Below are 19,844 nucleotides of genomic sequence, written 5' to 3'. Positions count from 1 at the left end.
TTCCAGTGAGTCTTTAGCATCAGCGATACTAGTCCCAATTAAAGTGGTCACTTTATCCATGATGACATCCCTACAGTTTGCTGAAGTTTAAATGGACTTGTTGGTATTCGCCTTCATCATCACGTTCATAAAAATTGAAGTACGACTTACTACCAATGACCAACAGTGAATCTTTTGCGGCTTCTTGAGCCTTGCGTAAGCTTGGGTCTTGGAAGTCCTTGCCAATAAAGCTAATGGTGTTTGCAATAGAGGCATCGTTCACAAAGAAATCTTGAACCGCAATTAACACATCATGGGGCAGTTTGTCTTTTTGGCTATTGTAGTAGTCACGCGCCAATTGACGAGCTGCATCATGCTCAGGACCAAGAGTTTTCAGTTTGGCGGTTTTGTAAGTGAGCTTGTATTTTCCATCAAAGCTAAACATCGCCACGTTATCGCCATTCCCACGGGTATGCAGTTTCGTACCGTAGCTTTCTAGCATTTCAATTCGAAACTCTTCAAAGGCTTTTACCAGGTTCTCTTTGAAGGCTTGAAGGTGTTTTTGATGCGTTTTTACTTGCTTAACCAAACTGGTGACGAACGCATCTTTACGCAATTCATGAGCCGGAATATTACACTGTGCGATAAGGTTGCCTTCCGCGTTATACACAAAGCCTTCCGGTGCGGCTGGACGAGTTGGCCTTACTTCTGGTTGTTGAGTCGTTTTATTCATTGTGGTGCTCCTGTTTTAATAAAATGGTCAGCTTGAATAAGCTCGTTCTGTTGTTTTAAAAATTGGCTGACGGCTTGGTAAGCCGTGTCTTTTGCGCCGTAAGCAGCGATGGCTGTGTTTGATTCCAATTGGGTCAATGCTTCTGCTCGATAGTCTACGATAGAGGACTCTCCGATACCGTTTTGGTTATTTGGGTCAAAGCGAACAATCACTTCGAGCTTAATGTCTTGATTGGATTGCTGTCCCATTACGCCTCCCAATAAATAATGCTGTGGTTAAGCTTAACGGCTTGCATGTGTCGTTCGATGCCTTGACAGTTCATGTTGATATCGAATTTTGCCATGTCGGCATCAGCAATTAATAAAGGTCTATCACTCATCACCAATTCACCTTTGCCTTTTGGTTTACGGCTGGCGACTCGACCGCCACGCAACCAAACAAATTCATCCGTTTCTCTGCGACTCATATTGCCTCCCAAGGACTTAGAACTTGGTTTAATAACTGGTAAGCAGGAGAGAGTAAAAATTGAAACTCAGCATCCAGCTGGGGGTTGTTGCCTTTGCCTCTTTTGGGCCTGCAATGCTTACAATGACCATTGTGTAAGTGCCATTTCAGAGTTTTCCCTCGGCAAGTAAGACATGGGGAGTAAGGTGAGGTCCCTGTCAGTTGATAGAGGTATGCATTCCCTTCTTGCCCACCAACCGTAACTACGCCATGTGCTTTTAAACGCATCAACAGGTTCTTAATGGTGGTGATCGCAAGGCGGTCACGTCCAACTTGTTGTTGCCAAAGAACCTTACACGTGCAGGGCTGGTGCTTAGTCAACAAGGCCATTACGGTCTCGGTGGTGTTGGGGAGCAGTGTCATGGTTACACTCCTATGCTTTCTTTTAAGTAGTGGTGAGCAGCGGCCAAGTGCTTCGGTGTCAGCGGCTCATGGTTTCGGGATGCTGACGAACTGGCTAACATAATCATGTCTGCGAGTGTTCTGAGTTGCCCTGTGGTTTTCGGCACAATGGCATAAGCCGCTTTAAACAACTCTTGGTCTTGAATACCCCAAGCCTGCATGTAGCTTTTGATGTCACCATTTGACGTTACCTTTATGCAGGTTGGACGTATCATTCGGCTCCAAATCGGGTTCATGTTGACTTGAGAGCGAGCCGCGCTCATACGAGTACGCACGACATCATTGCCAAGAAGGAACACGCCGCACTTGCGCTCAGCTAAGATGCGTAAGCCATTCAATACATCATCTGAAAGGTATTGCGCTTCATCGATAATAATGAGTCCGTTTGAGCCATCTAGTTCTTGCGCTATTGCTTTTTGCATGAGGTAGACTGTCATGTTGGATGCCTTAATATTCATGCGCTCACAAAGCTCAGAGAGGATGGCCCGCGCCGATTTACACAAGTTTGAAGCAGTGACAATCCAGACGTTGTTGTGTTTGCGTTGATATTCTTCGGCGGTGACGGTTTTACCAATGCCTGAGCCTTCGTAAACCATCGACCAGCGGCGCATCGTGCGAGCCAAGTCCATCAGTTTCCAAATCGTTTCCGAGGTTGGCAGCATCAAAAAGTCAGGCTCTTGAAGTGACGTATCTGCTAACTCTTCAACTTGGGTACACCGTGTATTCAACCAGGTTTCAAGTTTATGAAGCTGAGTTTCGGTGTCGCCCGTATAAGGTTTGTTATTAAGCAACTTACTTAGAATGCCTTCACCAATATCAGACTCTTTGGCAATCTTACGATTACTGAGATTTTCACTGACTTTCACGGCAAGGACTTGTTGAATAATGTGGTTCATTTTGCTTTCCCGTACTGCTGCATTAATGCGTCTAAATCCATAGTGGGTTCAAAATCCGCACCCACCGCTTTCTTCTCAAGTAAGCCTTCAAACTCACTCGGGTTCATTTGATGCTGCTCTGGCGCTCTTGCTAACTCGGGTGTCATTTCAGTAAGGCTCGGCACCATACCGCCCAATGGCTCGGGCTTCTCATTGCTGCGCGTTAACTGGGCAAGGTCGTCGTTAGTTAATCCGACCATTTGCTCCTTTAACCACGCGGCTCGATTAATATCTTCACTTTGGTGTAGGCTCTGACGGCGTGCCGCGCCTAAATCGTCATAAGCCGCATCAGCAAACAATGGAACCTCACCGATGAACTCCCCACGCTCACTGTAGGCATACACACAGCCTGTTAAGTCATAAGGGTTGAAGCGAAGATGAACACTTTGACCGATGTATTCGAACAACAGTGGGCTGCGGTAACGATTCGATAAATGCTTGCTGTAACGCCCTGCGTTTAATTCAACGAGGCCGCCACCATGAACCTTCACACTTTTTCGTGTCCGGTGCAGACACAGGCGCAACTGTGTTGCGGTGGGTTTACGTACTTGTATTTGGGTGTAACTTTGCTCAAACACTTGCTTATAGCTGTGAATGCCGCGTGCCATTTCACTGCGACGGCCTTCCAGGCTATTCCAATCGGTCACCCACTCGGCAAATAGCTCAACCACTAACTCAACAGGTACTGTGGCTTCACCGTAGTTCGCGGGTTTGCTGGTGGCTGATTCACCTGCGTAGGCTCCTGCAAAAGCTGGATGGCGCTCAAACTGACCGATACCACCTTTAGAATGGAACAAACGCTCAACAGGTTTGGCTCGCGCGTTACCTTGACGGCCTACGTTGTCATCTTCAACGCGAGTCCAGTTTACTTTTGAGCCTAGAGCCGTAATCGCGCCTTCAATCTCAGCGTTATCAAACTTTTTATGCTCTAACTTGCCTTTGCCCGTTGCTTTAGGGCGTGAGGTTCGCCCTGTCATTGCTTCACTTAACGCCACGGAGCCTCGGTCAAGGTCGAACATTTCAGGGATACCAAAGTTTAAAACCATGTTGAAAAGAGCAATGCCTAACATTTCAGTGTTCTCTGTAATATCAATGGCGTAGCCCACAATCATGGAGCTATAGACATCTTGGAACACCCAAACGGTAGGACGAAGCACCGTGCCATCTTCCAGGTGACAGCGAAGACGAAACTCATGACCATCACCCGATACGCGCTGCATAGCATGCATACCGACTCGTGTGCGACGCTGCGCAGGGACTAAGGTTTGCTTGGCTGCAAACAAACCACCTCGGCAGTACACTTGAAGTTCATAGGGGATGTCACTCGTTACTCGGCTACGAATGGTATGCAGACAAGGGACATTCCAACCTTTACGCTCTGCTGCTTTAAGCATCCGGTTATAACACTCGGTCACGGTTGGTTTTTCAGGGCGTAAATAATCAGCCTGAAACATAGACCACGCTTCTGGTGATAAGACTGCGGTACGCTTACCGTGAGAGCCAATTCTATCGAGAAGGGCTGGTAACCAGTCTTCCACAGGGATCTTATTAGTTTGCAACCCTGGGATGTTGTAAAACCAGCTCACAATTTTGGAATAGGTTCTTCCAGACTCTTCCGCCACGCGCTTCATTGATTTACGCATGCTAATACCTGATTCAACATACGCCTTAACTCGCATACACAATTCATAGCGCTGCTTGGTTGAAGCTTTCTTGCTTTCGGTAGCTTCTTCGTACTCAAGCCATAGTTCATCGGAATCAGGAGTTACAACTTGACGAACATGGCGGCTGTCTTCAGCTTGTAGAGTTTGCTGCTTAGCTACGTCACGCAAGAGGTGCAAACGAGTTTCTTCTGGTAAGCAATCGAGATGGTACTCAAAGGCTTTAGAGCCTTGGCGTTTACGCTTTCGAACAACACCTAGTTGGTTTAGCTTGTATCTCACACCTTGAGGTGTGCCTGCCATGCCTGGTCTATTCAATAATTGCGATACATCAACCCACATCTCACACCGCCTTGTTTTGTCTGTATCGACTAGGCCAAATCTCTTTAGGGTGTTTGTTTAAGGCGTCAGCAATAATTCGTTCACCTTTAGGCCATGGACGAGATAAGGTGTTAGACAACGTTGTAGCAGCAAGACCTGCCTTTATAGACAAGCCTTTTAGCGTTAGTCCTTTCTTATGTAATGCTGCAACTATATCGATTCTGTGCATGTCTTTTCTTTCAATAGACATAATAATCCCCTAACTAAAAACTGATATGCTAATTAGTCGCTAAACTAACTATCGCTAATTAGTTTGCAAACTTAATCAAGTTAGTTAAGTTTTGATCACATTATTGAACAAATCAAGCGCAAAGTTGAACTTTCTTTTCGTATTTTGTTCGCATTTTGGTTTTCCTAGTTATTATTCCATATAAATCAATAAGTTGAGTTAAAAGAAAGACTATGCGTAATAATGAAAAATTACTTTCTTTAGATGAAAGTACATTAGAAAGTGTACATAACCGTATTGAAAGCCTGATGAATGGTAGGGTTGGTCGAGAATGCGCACAGGATTGGGATGTGCCGCATAGCACTTTAGTGACGCTATTACATCGAAGAAGCGATCCGAAACTATCTATGCTATTAAAAATAGCTAACGCAGAAGACGTGACCATTGATTGGCTTGCTACTGGTAAAGACTCATCAGCACAATTTGTAGAAGTTCCCGTTAGAAAAGACAACGTTGTTGAGGTAGTTCAATATAACTTTCAAGCTAGTGCTGGGGCTGGCTGTCTAGTTGTTTCAGAAAACCCTGTAGCCAGATTTGAGTTTTCAAAGGAATGGCTTATCCGCCAAGGACTGAACGGGAAGGAATTAACTATTGTTCCTGTACGTGGGGACTCTATGGAGCCAACATTGATGGATGAAGATCTAATGCTGGTGGAAGTGGTAAAAGATCCTAAACAGGCCCGTGATGGCGTGTGTGTGTTTAGAATCGATGATGAAGTGTTGGTAAAGCGTGTTCAGTATGATTTTGCTAGCGGTGGCTACCATGTAACAAGTGACAATACTGCATATAAGCCATTTTTTATTGGAGAAGAGTTTGAAGGCCGGTTCCAATTACTTGGTCGCATGGTAAGAGTGTTACAGAGAGCAAAGAAAGCATAACTAAAAGATCATTTTACGCACAATATCATCTGTTTTAACTCTTAACCATGAGCTCTTCATTAAAGTCCTAAAATCTTCAATAATTCACTTTAGAGCTAAAACTCATCTTTTATTTCTTATTTTCAATGCGTTACCAGCGTATAACTCACTTTCTCTTTTGTATTAACTTTTAATTCTCTCTATCAATTAGGCACCGAGTGGCGCCAATACGAAGAAGTCTTCCCTAAGCTGCAGCAATCGAATATCGACATTATCTCTTTAGAGTGCCACAACTCTCATGTACCTCTTGAGCTGCTTGAGCTCGTACGAGGCAAGAAAGTAATGGTCGGTGCGATTGATGTTGCAACCGATTCGATTGAAACACCGGAAGAAGTGGCTAGCACTCTACGTGAAACACTTAAGTACGTTGATGCCGACAAGCTCTACCCTTGCACCAACTGCGGCATGGCTCCCCTACCTCGCGAGATAGCCTCAGCGAAGCTTAATGCGCTAAGTGCTGGCGCAGAGATCGTTCGTAAAGAGCTTTCAGCGTAACGCTTTCCTAAAGAACAAAAACTATGCCTTTAAGCCTAAGTATCATATTGATGCTTAGGCTTTTTGTTATGTGAGTTAATGAGCTTTACGCGCTGCTTACCAGGTTTTATCTAGGTCTTGAGCATATAAAGAGATCGCTCGTTGGTACTCTTTAATCGCATCGCTATTCGTCGTGGAAACTAAAAGCTCAAGTAACAGCGATGTCGCTTCTTTATGGCGACCTAGTTCGACACGCTAACATACGGCTCCATTCTTCTTTGCTCATTGCACCTTTAGAAAGGTAAATATTGTGTTTCTGCATTGCACCTTTCGTGTATGAAAGCTTGATGAATGAGCCAATTTCAAACGGAAGAAAGCTACGCTGTAAAGTCACATCACAAGCAACGCCATTTAAACGTACATGACCGTTCGTGATTTCAAACGAGCTATCGCGAAGCTTCCACCACAACATTAGAATTTTTATTAATGGAGGAACACAAATTATCAGCCCTATGGTTAGCAGCGATGAACGATCACCATCTAATATCCAATAGGCAAGACCTAATGCAATAACAATAAACAGCAACTCTGAAAATAAGTACTTAACAAAATTTAGTTGGATACGGTTATCCATGACACCCTCTCAATGATGACCCTAAAGGCAGCTCCATTTCAACGAGCCCTTTCACTTCAGACAACTGAGTAAAACCTTTTGATTGATAAAGCTTAATGGCGGGGTTCTCACTGAACACGCGCAACACTAACTGAGCCGATGCTTGATTGTTCGCATGTTCAATAGCCAAATCGAGACACTTAGAGCCAAAACCTTGACCTTGACAGTCAGCTAATATCTACAAGTCCCTAAGAAACGTTGTACCACTAGCGTAACTGAAGCGAACAACACCAATACGGCGATCCCCCACATAAATTTCATAGTTATCCAGCTCATCCCAGCTGCGTAAAAACTGGCTATGACCCCAAGCGATTCCACGAGCTTGATAGTAACTCGCCATATTCGTTTTGGTGATCGATTCAGCGAACTTAGGCTCTGAACCTTTGACCAACCTTACTTCCATATTGTGTCCTTTGTTTTCAAATCACATCTGAATACGGCATAGCAAAATGCCGTATATGTTGAATCATTTTTAGGTACATACTGGTTTCACTTCCTTCCATTGTGTATCCCATTCTTCGCCTAACAAATTAGAAAGTTTTTCACAGTCGTATAGATAGCGAAGACTATCTTTACAGTACGCAGTAAGTATTTCAGTTAACTGACCAGACGCTTTTTCGTTGTCTTTGAGTTTTCCGTACATCATCAAACCAGTCCTAAAGGTGTCTTGATCGAGGTCAGACGCTTGCTTCGATAACATCCCAAAGGAAATAGCGTTAATAGACAGGGCTAATGCAATCGCATCGCCTTCATCTCCCTCTAATTCACAAGCACTATAACGAGCTAACAAGTTCGATGTTTTAATTAATGGGGCAAGGTCTTTTGTATTTGCATATTTATAGGTTTCAAAACCTTGCCGCACCGCAGCTTTATGACTGTCTTCAATGCTCACAACATAGTCTGTCAAAACATGTAAGCTCGCATATGCACCTAGCCCGAAAGCCACAATGAACACGGTGATTAATCTGATCACTTATCTCTCCTAAAAGAACCTTGTGCTGGTTAATTTTAAACGGCGTCTTGTAGTAACAACCCTACTTGCCATCGACCTTTTCTAGAAACCAACTTCCTTGGCACGGCCCATTGGTTAAGTGCCATCGGCCGTCAAATCTACTGCCACTGCCACGTGCGGAAAAACGATAATCCCATTGGCGATGTTTAGCATATAAACGTAAGTCGCCGTTTTCCGTCACCCAACCCTCTAACGGTGTTCCATTGTAGGTAAGCCTTAGAGTAGCCTTACCCTCACGAATAGTTCCGGTGATGGTTGTGCGTTCACACATATTATTGCCAGTGGTGTTAATACGGCGGCCTAGCCACTCACCGTCGAAATCGATAGAAGGAACAAATTGGGGACTATCCGGAAGTTTAGGAAACGACTCGGAATTACTGGACCCGAACCACTGAAGCTCACGACCAACAAGGAAGAAGACAACAAAGCCGATTGATATCGCTATCACAAATCCCTTTTTCATTAGCCTCTTCCTAATCCGCTGACCTTAAGAAAAGAACCCTAACATAATGAAAAGTAATAACTTACCATCAGTTTAATTAACTTTGATGTATTCCACAAATTGCATTCAAATGTTGAATATAGAGAAAGCGGCATCGTACAAAATACCGCGCATTGAGAATCAATTATGAGCAGTGCCGGAAGCTCTGCACAGAAAAACCCTAACCTTCCAAGGCATTGCGCCAATACTGAACGGTTTTATCCGACACCAACCCTGTCTCGGTCGCCGCTGATACTAAAAAGTCACATAACCGAGCCGCAACCTCTTCATTACCCAACAAGTACAAACTGCGAATGGCTCGCGTTAACCTTAGCTGGTTATGGTCATGATTCTTTAACCATACGTGATTAGCCGGGCTAAGTGGTAACGATGAAGATATTTCACTCCCGTTTCGCTGCATACCCCAAAACTCAAGCATCAGGTCAAGCACTTGTAGATGAGCTGTGCGGAGCGCTTCTGAATTAGCAAAAAGCACCTTATCTTCTTGAGTAACCAACGGGGCATGTTGATTAAACTTAGTCCCCTCATCTATTGGGAAGAACACTTGAATGTACTTATGGTCATGCTCCAACCAAAAATGATTGTAAGCCAATAACTGTTCTATATTTCGACCAAATTTGTCCGGCGCTTCACCAGATATAAAGCGAGCAATCTCACTCATTTTAAAATCCTACTGACTATAAACCCCCACTTGTGGGCGAATGCATTATTACGCAGTAAGCCGTCAAAAGCCTAGTCCTTTACGTTGTAAGTACCGATTTGGCTTAGAACTCCACGTCCCACGCGTTAGGAATCACTTTTGAATAATTTCGACTTACTTTTCTAACAAACGACACGGGAACTCTGCGACACATTTTAGCTCTGCTGTATGTTCAGGGAATCGTTCCTGAAGAAAACACAATGCATCCGTTGGCGTTGGCGTTGGCGTAGCGTAGCGTATGAGTTTTAGACTAAAGCCAGCAACCAGTGTGTTAATAACTGAGTACCAAAACCTGAACGACTAAAAGAGGTAGGTAAAATAAGCAGCGAAAGATTACATCTTTCAAAGAAAAACCCTTCAGAAAGCGTCCTTCGGTGCATAGAATTTCAAGCGACTTACACTAGTGAATAATGTAAGTCGCTAACATAAGAGGCTAACGCAAGCGTCTGAACACAACCTGCTGGTCGAGCTCATTCTGATAGTCCGTGTAATCAAGCCCTTGATCAAATATGTACTCAGTGACAAGAGTACGAATGCACTCAACCAATGTGCTTGCTTGCCAAGGCTTTTCAAAGTAACGGTCGATGCCTGCTGCATTAATCGCATTGATGGTATCAGTATGAGTGGCCTGCCCCGTAAGAAGAATTTTCTTGGTATTCGGAAAGCGACTGTCATGGAACACTTCAGTGAGTAACTCCACACCCGTTTTCCCTGGCATCACATGATCAGACACGATGACGGTAATGTGTTCGCCTTCTGCGTCAAGTTCATCAATGAGATCAAGCACTTCTTGCGCTGATTCACAATCTTCAATATTCAGCCAACTCGCCAGCGGCTCTAAATCTTGTATCACTGCGCTCAGTACTTCTCTCTGGTCATCGACACAGATTAAATTAAGCTTCTCCATGTTCACCCTCTATTGGTAACTTGATTCTAAATACCGTTTTAGAAGCATCACTTTTCACAATAATACTTCCGCCATAACCTGCCACAATCCGCTTAACTACTGATAAACCCAAGCCCAATCCAAACGATAAACCACCTTTTTTAGTGGTGAAGTTGGGCTGAAATACCTTTCTGCGAGTCGCCTCGTCTATCTCAGGGCCGTTATTCGCGATCGTAACTAATATCCTTTTCTTACTTAATCTGGTTTGAATCTCTATTGCGGCATCGTCTGAATTCGACATTGCATCACAAGCATTCTTTACAATGTTGACCCAAATCTGAACGAGCTCTGTTTTCGAGCCTTTAAAAGACGGTAAATCCGCAGGGCTCAATCGCACAGACACTCTACGTAACTCACTTTGTAGCAACGATAAGGCATGGTTAATGGAGTCGTTAATATCAACCGCTTCTTCGGTGTCGATATCAACTCTGCCAAGTTGTTTAACCGATTTTACGATGCCGACGGTGTGTCTAGATGCCAAACGCAAATCATGTAAATCACAGCCCATCTGCCAAAAACGAATCGCTTCTTCTGGTTTTTTCAGCCAATGCTTTGAAATAACGTCTGTTGCAGATAAAGCATCAATTGGAATCGCCTTTGCAAGAGAGCGAGCAATGTTTTTGTCTAAACCATATTTTCTTTCAAATTGTCGCCCACGTGTTCGTGCTTCTGACGACGACGTTTTCTGACCATGCATTAACCCAAAATCGAAAAATTGACTGGCTTCTGGATGCACTTCTTCAAGCAGATCCATGATGACCGTTTCAAGTCGACCAGATTTACTATTTACGACACCAATAGCGTTGTTAAGCTCATGAGCAATCCCTGCAGCCAATTGACCCAAGGTCGTCATTTGCTCAGCAGTATGTAACTTCTCTAGCGCTTTTTGTTTCGCTATCGCTTCTTGTGTTGCGCGGCGTTGACGACGCGACAACTCATTGACAATTACAGGTGTGAACTGTGCGGTAAGAGGACCAAATTTACGTTCATCTTCTGCAGGCGTGTCTTTATCGATCCACGCTAACTCAACATCGGTTTTAGCAACAACCGTTGAAGATGCTGTCCAATTACCTGAAAAGAAGCTATGAACGCCTATAAAAGCCCCACTACCCGCGCTAAATACTCGCACTTGCGGTGTATTCGCATCGGTATAAAACCCTTCCAGTTCTCCACTAAACACATAATATAAACGAGTGTTTAACGCTGATTGTTCAATAATGGTGTTACCGGCACAGCACGTCACCCGACGTTCTGTTTGGTTAAAATAGCGCTCGATCAGTGCTTCTAGCTTTTGTTGATACACGTATCGTTATCCTATGTGACCAATTGAATGTAGCACCCACACCATAACAAAACTCAGTAGCACACCAACCACACCCAAAATAATACCGATTCTGGCCATTTGATTACTTTGCACATGACCAGTGGCATGAGCCAACGCATTCGGTGGCGTACTGATTGGCAGCGACATACCTAATGAAGCGGCAAAAGTCACAACCAAAATTAACGTTAGCTCACCGCCTAGTGGCGTGAGTGAAGCCATAGACGAACCTAATGCCGCCATAATTGGCATTAACAAGTTAGCCGTTGCGGTATGAGACATAAAGTTTGCCATTACCAAACACAAGAACGCCGCTCCAAACAACACCACATAGGGTGAGTAGCTATCAAACGGAATACTGTGTACCACGAGCTTTGCTAAGCCAGTTTTATCGAGCGCTAAACCAAGCGCAATACCACCTGATACAAGCCACAATACGTCCCAAGAAATTTTCTTCAGGTCTTCTTTATTGATGATCCCTGTGAGTGAGAACACAGCGACAGGAATCAGAGCGACGGTGTAAGAGTTCATGCCATGGCTTGAACCCATTAACCAAAGAATGATGGTCAGCGCAAAAGTGACGTACACCGCAATGGCTTTAGGCGTTTTAAGGAATTTACCTTTGATGCTTAGCTCGATTTTCTTTTGGTCAGCTTTGTACATAAAGCCTATTAAAAACCACGCTAACGCCATCATAATCACAACAAACGGCACACCAAATGCCATCCATTCACCGAACGTAATGAGGTTATCGCCAACTAAATATTTAAGTGCGATAGCGTTCGGAGGGGTACCGATCGGAGTACCAATGCCACCGATGTTAGCGGCAACCGGGATACAAAGCGCAAACGCTACACGACCGGGGTCTTTCGGACCAAACACAGCCAGTACCGGCGTTAAAATAGAGAGCATCATTGCCGTTGTTGCCGTGTTAGACATAAACATCGAAAAGATACCAGTGATCAACATTAAGCCGAGCATCACAAACTTTGGGTCTTGTCCAAATGGCTTCAACAACACGCGAGCTAAGTTTACGTCTAATCGATATTTAGTGGCGGCCATTGCTAAGAAGAAACCACCCAAAAACAGCATGATGATTGGGCTGGCGAATGTCGCCATGATGTCGCTGTATTTTAACAACTCACCAAAATGTTCTTCCCCATGCTCAAACCTTAAAAAGATCAACCCTTTATCCGACAACATCAACAATTGCAGAACGATAATAACAACAGACGTCGCGTAGATCGGGATAGGCTCGAACACCCAGCACAATGCCGCTAATAAAAAGATCGCGATAACGCGTTGTTGAATAATCGTAAGGCCTTCAAATGGAAACGCTGATAGCGGCATTACGAGGATAATGAAAGGAATTAAAATAGGGATAATGTATTTAATATAGGGGCGCATAGCACAAAAACTCTTCCTGAGATAACAACTACTTAGAAATTAGATTTAAAGTTCTAATTTAGTCCGACAACGAATTATCGACCTCTTATCACTATCTCACTATCGGCTAGATCAATGATTCCGTAATCGCGATATCCCCTTTTTCGATTCTGTGCGCTACCTCTACGTTTGTATGTGATTTACTGTTGCAATTAAATTCAGGAGAGTGGTTTCTACGTTTCTAGTCATGTCCATAAATTGAGGGCTACCTCTGATAAAAACGCAGAACAAGCTCACTGGGTTAGGTATGCCTGAAACTTGTCGTATCGATTAAGACCCCCACGAAACGGGTGGCTCTATCTCTAAATTTACTGTTCTAACAAACGACACTGATACTCTGCGACACATTTTAGTTCTGCTGCATGTTCAGGGAATCTTTCGTGAAGAAAACACAATGCATCCGCTAACGTTATCTGGTGCAGATTCAATGTATAACCAAAAACCAATCGGTGAACATTGTCATAGAACTCATCTGAATTATCTGAGCTTTGACACTGCGCCAAGATAGCTTGATCAATCTCATCGTCAGGATCTTCCAAAGGGCTATTGGCCTGTTGATAGAGATTAGAAAGCATTGCGTCATATTGCTCTTTCGACAGCTCTTCCTTACAACGTAATATCCACGTAAGCGTAATTAGGTTATGCCCAAAGAAACCAAACTGTTTGAAGCATGCTTGTAATACGCTATTGAGCTCTACGACTTCGCTTGTGTCAGGGCTTCGTTTACTATCAGAACGGGTCGATGTGACAAATTCAGTGAAGCGGTTAAGGAATACTGGAACTTGAGACGCCTCTAACTCACGGTAGACACGATTCAGCGCCAATAAGATAGTCACATTGTGGGAAAGGTATTCGCTGGTTTGAGAAGCCTGTGAAACGTAATACGAGAAGATGTCTTGAAAGCCCTTATTCTCATACCACTGCATTAAAGCAGCATACGCCGCTGGGTATACCCCATTATCCAATATCCTTTGAATACGAAAACCCGTAAACTTTGGCGCTTGTAGCGTTGCAGAGTACTCGCCTAAAACTTCAATCTCAGTTTGGTCTATCAACTCACTCGTTTTAAGCCACACATTGTAGGTTGTGCCGAAATAATCATTAAGGTGATTCGCAGCCAAATAAGCTTTTAAAGAATGAGGTTGGTGGATGCTGGCACTGCTATAAAGTGCCTTTTCCAATAATTGGTCGCTTGTCATGTTTCCTCCGTGAAACTGATGATGAATAGAGGTGCAAGCAGCGCTATCATCTATGCAAGGATACTCTATTAATCGAGAAACACTGATTTAAATGGATAGTACTAAGCGTTGGATCTTAGTACTGAACAGTTTATTTTCCGTATTCTTGAGCTTTTAATGAATCGAACATTCTCTTTCGAGATTCTAACCGTTCAACCTCTCTTTCTCCGATCTCCTTTAGCGCCAGTAGGAACGCCTGTTTATCTCCCCACTCTTCTATTCTCCGTTTAGGCAAGTTACCTAAAAGCCGAAGTTGCTCAGACATTTGAATAGCCAACATACCTAAAGAAGCATACTTCGTCTTTCTGGCTTCAAAATACTCTTCATAATCAGGAGGTGTCGCCACGTACTCACTGGTTGCAGAGATATATACATTAGCTTCGTTGATCAACTGAGGGAGGCTTAACAAGCTGTAGAGTAAATCTTGAGGGAGTATTTTCCAGTCAACCTCTAACTCTAGCGGTTCGAACGTCGGAATTAGGGAATTTGAACGCATTAAACCTTGCTGATCTTCATAGCCTTCATCAGTGACAACTTCTCGACAACCAATAATAAAACGCTCAAGACTACTAGTAACGATAATAGCTAGATAGTGCGTCTCTGCGGCTTTAGACTTTCTTGCTGCAAGTGATTCCTTTACGAGGGTTAATGAGAAACCAACTAGACCACCCAATACCACAACAATTAGCTTATCTAACAAGATCTACCTCCAATTTCATGAAACACATAACGTCCTAAATAGGTGCAACCAATGCAATAGAAACACACCACGTTTAATATTAAACGAAGACCAAACATTACAAATCCAAGCGTTGCACAATCTTACTTGAAGCGCTTGTTAGCTAACCTCGTAAAATTCACCTACATATCCTACAAATTCTCCTAAGTTGAGATCTAAAATCCCCCAATCACGTTCGTCTACAGGAATTTCGTATAATGATGCTATCTGACGTAATGAGTTAGTCATACTCAGCCAAAGCATTGCATGGCGATGGGAAATTTGAAAAGCTACAGGCACGAGTTGCTCAAAAGTTGGAACAACTTCATGAACTGATTGAACAAGCATATTTGCTTTTGCTGCATCCAAACGTTCATAACTCGAATCAGATTTAAACTTATCGATTACTTTTAGATGCTCACCAATCGGCTTGCAATGAACGATATGCTTACTCCAATGGTACATAATACCTAGATCTCGCCTCTCATGAAAAAATGCTTCAAATACAAATGAAACTGCCTGCCCCAGTTCATTTTTTAAGCTTTGCTTTTCTCGACGTTCCGGAATGACTACGACTATGATGTAGAACATCACACTGACGATGTAACCTACACTTAGGTTAAAAATTATCGAGTTACCGTTTGCAAATTGATAAAAAGCTGGAGCTAGTGTCGTATCTTTAATTAAGAAAATTACACTTTCATCAGAGGATTTAAAGAGCAATAATGTCGATAAAACCAACAGCATCCAAATTAATGTTCTTTCTATGTACTTCAAATTTGCCTCTTGTTAGCTAAAACCGCAATAAGCGGTGAATGGACGCATGCTATATTTATCCCTAAAAGAGTCGACACGAACTTAATTGCTTTATTAGGTAGCTAGTAGCGTATTTAGATAAGTATTCCAACATGACCATGCTAACAAGCTAATGGAAGAAACAATTATTAGCAGATAACCAAGATACTGAGTCACTACTAACTTAGTAAAATGGTACTTATGCTCAACGCCCACGGTAGCTGAAACATAGTAGTCGATCTGACCATGAACTAAGTTTCTATCAAGTATGCCCGAATAAAGTTTAGAGTTAGTTTCATACAATTCCTGCTGTTCTTCAGTTTCTTCCGAGGTTGCGCAATCTTTGTCTTTTAGGTGACGGAAGGATATACGTAACTCGTTAATTTCCATAGCTTGTCTACGAAAGTTGTCCGATCTGAGCGAGAAGTCACTTTTCTGGACAACTACTGAAATCACCATAGCAAAAACTGAAAGTGTTGTTATTGCAAAGTCCAAGAAACGCTCATACTCAATAATAAAATGATTATCTGCGTATAACTGAGTAATTAAAGATATCACTATCAAGCTAAATGCTAATGTAGTGAGTGACCACAAAGACAAGGTATTATGAGTATCAAGCCTACGTGCAGCGTGAAAACAACTTTCTTTAGTAATACCGGTTCTTCTGTACAAGTTTTGAACTTGTGATTTCATAATTTTCCTTTAATTTTCATATTATTCTAATGAAGACAGTTAACGCCCATTTTAACTACAACCAACGCAGTATAGAGCTAAAAGAAAACGCCACAGCATTGAACTGACTGAAAACGAAAGTGCCACGCGTTGGTTGTCAGCTTGAAGTGCTTGTTAGACGCTTTATTTAGCTTGCGAACAGATCTCCTTGCGCTTTTTGTAAAGTCCTTTTGTGCCTATAAGCTAACCCTTGAGAGGTTTGGTTGATTTCCCGCCCATTAATATTGTCGAGCACAGTCTCTACTGAATACCCAGTTGTTACTATTTCACCAACTTCGTCCAATTTACTATGAATGTTCAAAGCACACTTTATAGATGAACCATGTTGGAAACTAATTCGCTCATCATGTACGTCTTGTTTGAAAATTTGGTCTTTCATAGAAAAGCTAATTGCTTCACCATCAAAAATACCTTTCCATTTATAATTACCTCGCTTCAGGACAGGCGAAACTATTTCAATGATAGCCTCTTCAACGGTTTCAACTGGTAGCACATTTGAACTTAATATGAAGCGTTTGAAGTTGCCGCGAGCAATTTCAAACTCTGGATTCATCTCCTGCCCATTAGGTAATAAACTATTAACACCTAATTTAGTAACTTTGTTATAAGTACTTAAGTGTTTAAATAAATTGGAACGTCGAGTGATAACCTTATAGTTTTCATTTACTACTTCAGCGACCTCTGCAACTGTTTCAGTCTGAACACTATCAGTTTTGATCTCAGCCCTAAGCTTCTGAACCCTTAACTTGCGCTCTTCGATACTTAAGCGCAAATCTTCTTTTTGTAGCCTCTCTAATTCGGAGTCGGATTTAGGGAGTAATGGGACAGCGATAGCTGCAACACCGACAATGACAGAAAGTACTCCAGCATTAGCATTAGTTAATTTCCATATATCACGCAGTCCGCCTTCTCTATGTGCTTCACATTCAATGAGGATTTTTTCATCTAGTGTTTTAGCAATTTCCGTAAGTATTGCTATGATTTCAGCTTCACAACGATTACGAACTAAAGCATCCATGGTGTGTGAATCATCACCAAAGTAATAGTGCATTTGAAACTTGTTCGCGAAAAGCGATTTCTTCATATTCTGCATCCCAAAAGTCCCTAACTTCCTATGCCGTATATATTAAGCGACTTACTTTATTTATAACAACGACTTATCACTCTTGATTTGTGATTGAACAAGGAAATATAGGGATTTTTCTATCTAAAAAAACTAAATGAAGAAAACTTGATAACTTCTCTGGAGAGTATTGTTAAAACAAGATTGCTATTGATAATAAAGACAATATTTCCACTTCCAAAAACCGGCTTATTTACTCATTTGTAGTTAAGGTAAAAACAGAGAAATATCGAAATTAACTTAGAGAAATTCATTCTATAAATTAAAACAAAGCGGGTTTTAATAACTCTCGCCCCTTCATACGTTTACGACAAATAATAAAATTTAATTTTATAAAAACAATTTGATCAATAAGAACTTTTGTAAACTTTGAATTACATACTCTAAAAATAATTCTTCCTGATAAACTTGTCATAATTCCAAATGCTCTTCCAATCTTGATTCGCAACACATGGCACAGATGTGTTGCATATAGACTTCCTATAAAGCCGTTGGGAAGAAGGAGTTTATATTAAAATCAGGAACGAAAAATGAACCAACAACGTCAACTAAGCTGGAAAATAGCAGCCATTCTAGGTACGTCTTTCGGCTTTACTGCACACGCTGCAGAAATGGTCAGAGTCGATAATGATGCATTACTACAACAAAGCCTCGTCGCGCAGTCGAAGAGTGTTGCTCCACTTGAATTAGGTTTTTCTGAAGTTAAACGGGTGGTATTGCCCAATGGAAAAACGAAAGTTCGCTACCAACAAACTCACCTAGGTTTACCCGTCTTTGATACTTCGGTCGTGGCCACCCTTTCCAAGAACCAACCCACTCAAGTGTTCGGTTCCATGGCACAGGGGATCAGTGGTGATCTATCCAGCATCGCGCCAAAACTGAATCAGGAACAAGCGATAGAAGCTGCGATCTCCTCTCACCGCACGTTTACCGTCGGCAAAAAGTCGATTGAAAATAAAAACGCGAAACTGATGGTGAGATTGGATGAGAACCAAGTCGCCCAAGTGGTGTATCTGGTCGATTTCTTTATCGCATCCTCTATGCCAGAACGCCCTTTCTATTTTATTGATGCCACGACTGGCGATGTTCTCCAAAAATGGAATGGGCTAAACCACGCTAAAGCATTAGGTACTGGCCCAGGTGGTAATATCAAAACCACTCGATATGAATATGGCAGTGACTTCCCTAGCTTTCCCATCGACAAAACAGGCACGACTTGTAAGTTAGAAAATGAATCAGTTAAGACAATCGATTTGAGGAACGGAACCTCTGGCAGCTCAGCCTACAGTTACAACTGTGCCGACGGCACCAACTACACCGATCACAAATACATTAACGGGGCTTACTCGCCTCTTAACGATGCGCACTACTTTGGTAATGTCGTATTCGATATGTACAAAGAGTGGATGAACACGTCGCCTTTAACTTTCCAGCTGACGATGCGCGTTCATTACGGTACCGATTATGAAAACGCCTTTTGGAATGGCTCATCCATGACATTTGGAGATGGCAAAAACACCTTTTACCCATTGGTCGATATCAACGTGAGTGCTCACGAAGTCAGCCACGGATTCACTGAGCAAAACTCCGGTCTTGTGTACCGAAATATGTCGGGTGGTATGAATGAAGCCTTCTCCGACATTGCGGGCGAAGCGGCTGAATATTACTTGCGTGGCAATGTGGATTGGGTGGTCGGTAGCGATATCTTCAAGTCGGAAGGCGGTTTGCGTTACTTTGATCAACCTTCAAAAGATGGTCGTTCGATTGATCATGCCTCTGAATACTACAATGGCTTGAACGTTCACTTATCTAGCGGTGTTTATAACCGCGCATTTTACCTTTTAGCGAACAAGTCTGGCTGGGATGTGCGTAAAGGTTTTGAGATATTCACGGTCGCAAACCAACTGTATTGGACGGCAAACAGTACCTTTGATGCCGGTGCTTGTGGCGTAGCGAAAGCCGCAGCCGACATGGGCTATGTGGTTGCCGATGTTGAAGATGCTTTTAATACCGTAGGCGTTAATGCAAGTTGTGGTGTCACGCCTCCAACTGGCAATGTACTGACGAAAGGCACACCGATTGCGAACCTAAGCGGGAGTCAATCTTCGGAGAGCTTCTACACGTTCACCGTTGATTCTGCATCCAACGTGACGGTTTCAATGTCTGGTGGTTCGGGTGATGCCGACCTTTATGTGAAATCGGGCAGCAAGCCAACGACATCGAGTTACGATTGTCGCCCTTATCGCGCTGGAAACAATGAGCAGTGCAGTGTGAGCGCGCAACCGGGCGTAACCTACCATGTGTTACTGCGTGGATACTCGAACTACTCTGGCCTAACGTTGCGTTTAGATTGAGTTAGAGCGAGCCTCTCAAACAAGTTGTAAATCGAGAACTAGCGGTTAATCGCGAAATAAAAACCTACT

General features: G+C 42.9%; 21 protein-coding genes and 2 pseudogenes. 3 read left to right on the top strand and 20 right to left on the bottom strand.

All coding sequences use genetic code 11. The features are described 5' to 3' along the window. Positions 1–70 precede the first annotated feature (70 nt). From LMH68_RS14535 to LMH68_RS14505, 7 genes are read right to left on the bottom strand one after another with little or no spacing between them, the layout of a single operon-like run. Entirely contained in the window at positions 71–712 is a 642-nt protein-coding gene (locus LMH68_RS14535; RefSeq protein ID WP_229647029.1) for a DUF3164 family protein, read from the bottom strand. Further along, complete coding sequence (locus LMH68_RS14530; RefSeq protein ID WP_229647030.1) at positions 709–960, bottom strand: hypothetical protein; 252 nt, start codon at positions 958–960, stop codon at positions 709–711. Before LMH68_RS14530 ends, LMH68_RS14535 begins: the two co-directional genes overlap by 4 nt. Beyond that, positions 960–1,178, bottom strand: coding sequence for a hypothetical protein (locus tag LMH68_RS14525; RefSeq protein WP_048666278.1), 219 nt, complete (start codon positions 1,176–1,178; stop codon positions 960–962). The genes LMH68_RS14530 and LMH68_RS14525 overlap by 1 nt, the downstream gene beginning before the upstream one ends. Next, a complete protein-coding gene (locus LMH68_RS14520) occupies positions 1,175–1,579 on the bottom strand; it encodes a BlaI/MecI/CopY family transcriptional regulator (protein WP_136984520.1) in 405 nt (134 codons plus the stop codon). The genes LMH68_RS14525 and LMH68_RS14520 overlap by 4 nt, the downstream gene beginning before the upstream one ends. 2 nt (positions 1,580–1,581) lie before the next feature. After that, a complete protein-coding gene (locus tag LMH68_RS14515; RefSeq protein WP_048666276.1) occupies positions 1,582–2,514 on the bottom strand; it encodes an AAA family ATPase in 933 nt (310 codons plus the stop codon). Further along, the gene (locus LMH68_RS14510) at positions 2,511–4,556 is read right to left on the bottom strand and encodes a transposase domain-containing protein (protein ID WP_229647031.1); all 2,046 of its coding nucleotides are present in this window, start codon (positions 4,554–4,556) and stop codon (positions 2,511–2,513) included. Before LMH68_RS14510 ends, LMH68_RS14515 begins: the two co-directional genes overlap by 4 nt. A 1-nt stretch (position 4,557) precedes the next feature. Next, the gene (locus tag LMH68_RS14505) at positions 4,558–4,785 is read right to left on the bottom strand and encodes a helix-turn-helix domain-containing protein (protein WP_048615410.1); all 228 of its coding nucleotides are present in this window, start codon (positions 4,783–4,785) and stop codon (positions 4,558–4,560) included. Positions 4,786–4,997: 212 nt separating this feature from the next. Between LMH68_RS14505 and LMH68_RS14500 the strand changes: the two genes are divergently transcribed. Together LMH68_RS14500 and LMH68_RS14495 are read left to right on the top strand one after the other, a co-directional pair. Next, positions 4,998–5,702: a S24 family peptidase gene (locus LMH68_RS14500; protein ID WP_136985805.1), complete on the top strand. Its 705-nt coding sequence runs from the start codon at positions 4,998–5,000 to the stop codon at positions 5,700–5,702. Positions 5,703–5,888: 186 nt separating this feature from the next. Further along, a pseudogene (locus LMH68_RS14495) lies at positions 5,889–6,236 on the top strand (methionine synthase); the annotation flags it as partial. A gap of 211 nt (positions 6,237–6,447) precedes the next feature. Here the strand turns inward: LMH68_RS14495 and LMH68_RS14490 are convergent. The 13 genes and pseudogenes from LMH68_RS14490 to LMH68_RS14430 form a co-directional block, all read right to left on the bottom strand. Next, positions 6,448–6,849 (bottom strand): hypothetical protein, encoded by a 402-nt coding sequence (locus LMH68_RS14490; protein ID WP_017070653.1) that lies wholly within the window; start codon positions 6,847–6,849, stop codon positions 6,448–6,450. Further along, positions 6,842–7,291, bottom strand: a pseudogene (locus tag LMH68_RS14485) (GNAT family N-acetyltransferase). Before LMH68_RS14485 ends, LMH68_RS14490 begins: the two are co-directional and overlap by 8 nt. Before the next feature lie 69 nt (positions 7,292–7,360). Next, positions 7,361–7,861 carry a hypothetical protein gene (locus tag LMH68_RS14480; protein ID WP_229647032.1) on the bottom strand — a complete coding sequence of 167 codons (501 nt, stop codon included), beginning with the start codon at positions 7,859–7,861 and terminating at the stop codon, positions 7,361–7,363. 61 nt (positions 7,862–7,922) lie between these two features. Beyond that, positions 7,923–8,363: a hypothetical protein gene (locus tag LMH68_RS14475; protein ID WP_017062406.1), complete on the bottom strand. Its 441-nt coding sequence runs from the start codon at positions 8,361–8,363 to the stop codon at positions 7,923–7,925. Between the two features lie 199 nt (positions 8,364–8,562). Further along, positions 8,563–9,063: an opioid growth factor receptor-related protein gene (locus LMH68_RS14470; RefSeq protein ID WP_017062405.1), complete on the bottom strand. Its 501-nt coding sequence runs from the start codon at positions 9,061–9,063 to the stop codon at positions 8,563–8,565. Between the two features lie 472 nt (positions 9,064–9,535). Further along, a complete protein-coding gene (locus LMH68_RS14465) occupies positions 9,536–10,009 on the bottom strand; it encodes a response regulator (protein WP_017063648.1) in 474 nt (157 codons plus the stop codon). After that, positions 9,996–11,351 carry an ATP-binding protein gene (locus LMH68_RS14460; RefSeq protein ID WP_017069973.1) on the bottom strand — a complete coding sequence of 452 codons (1,356 nt, stop codon included), beginning with the start codon at positions 11,349–11,351 and terminating at the stop codon, positions 9,996–9,998. Before LMH68_RS14460 ends, LMH68_RS14465 begins: the two co-directional genes overlap by 14 nt. A gap of 6 nt (positions 11,352–11,357) precedes the next feature. Beyond that, positions 11,358–12,776: an SLC13 family permease gene (locus LMH68_RS14455; protein WP_102332139.1), complete on the bottom strand. Its 1,419-nt coding sequence runs from the start codon at positions 12,774–12,776 to the stop codon at positions 11,358–11,360. A gap of 347 nt (positions 12,777–13,123) precedes the next feature. Further along, on the bottom strand, positions 13,124–14,014 hold the full coding sequence (locus LMH68_RS14450; RefSeq protein WP_229647033.1) for a hypothetical protein: 891 nt from the start codon (positions 14,012–14,014) through the stop codon (positions 13,124–13,126). A gap of 130 nt (positions 14,015–14,144) precedes the next feature. Next, the gene (locus tag LMH68_RS14445) at positions 14,145–14,753 is read right to left on the bottom strand and encodes a hypothetical protein (protein WP_229647034.1); all 609 of its coding nucleotides are present in this window, start codon (positions 14,751–14,753) and stop codon (positions 14,145–14,147) included. Positions 14,754–14,891: 138 nt separating this feature from the next. After that, positions 14,892–15,548 carry a hypothetical protein gene (locus LMH68_RS14440; protein ID WP_229647035.1) on the bottom strand — a complete coding sequence of 219 codons (657 nt, stop codon included), beginning with the start codon at positions 15,546–15,548 and terminating at the stop codon, positions 14,892–14,894. A gap of 93 nt (positions 15,549–15,641) precedes the next feature. Continuing rightward, positions 15,642–16,259: an SLATT domain-containing protein gene (locus LMH68_RS14435; protein ID WP_229647036.1), complete on the bottom strand. Its 618-nt coding sequence runs from the start codon at positions 16,257–16,259 to the stop codon at positions 15,642–15,644. 166 nt (positions 16,260–16,425) lie between these two features. Beyond that, positions 16,426–17,382, bottom strand: coding sequence for a hypothetical protein (locus tag LMH68_RS14430; RefSeq protein ID WP_065104109.1), 957 nt, complete (start codon positions 17,380–17,382; stop codon positions 16,426–16,428). A 569-nt stretch (positions 17,383–17,951) separates the two neighbouring features. On the opposite strand from LMH68_RS14430, the gene LMH68_RS14425 reads away from it, so the two are divergent. Beyond that, positions 17,952–19,775: a M4 family metallopeptidase gene (locus LMH68_RS14425; protein WP_229647037.1), complete on the top strand. Its 1,824-nt coding sequence runs from the start codon at positions 17,952–17,954 to the stop codon at positions 19,773–19,775. Positions 19,776–19,844 lie beyond the last annotated feature (69 nt).

It is taken from the genome of Vibrio sp. F13, from assembly GCF_020806305.2.
Taxonomy (GTDB): Bacteria; Pseudomonadota; Gammaproteobacteria; order Enterobacterales; family Vibrionaceae; genus Vibrio; species Vibrio crassostreae_C.
The sequence above is the reverse complement of the archived record's forward strand: the minus strand, read 5'-3'. Positions and strand labels throughout refer to the sequence as shown.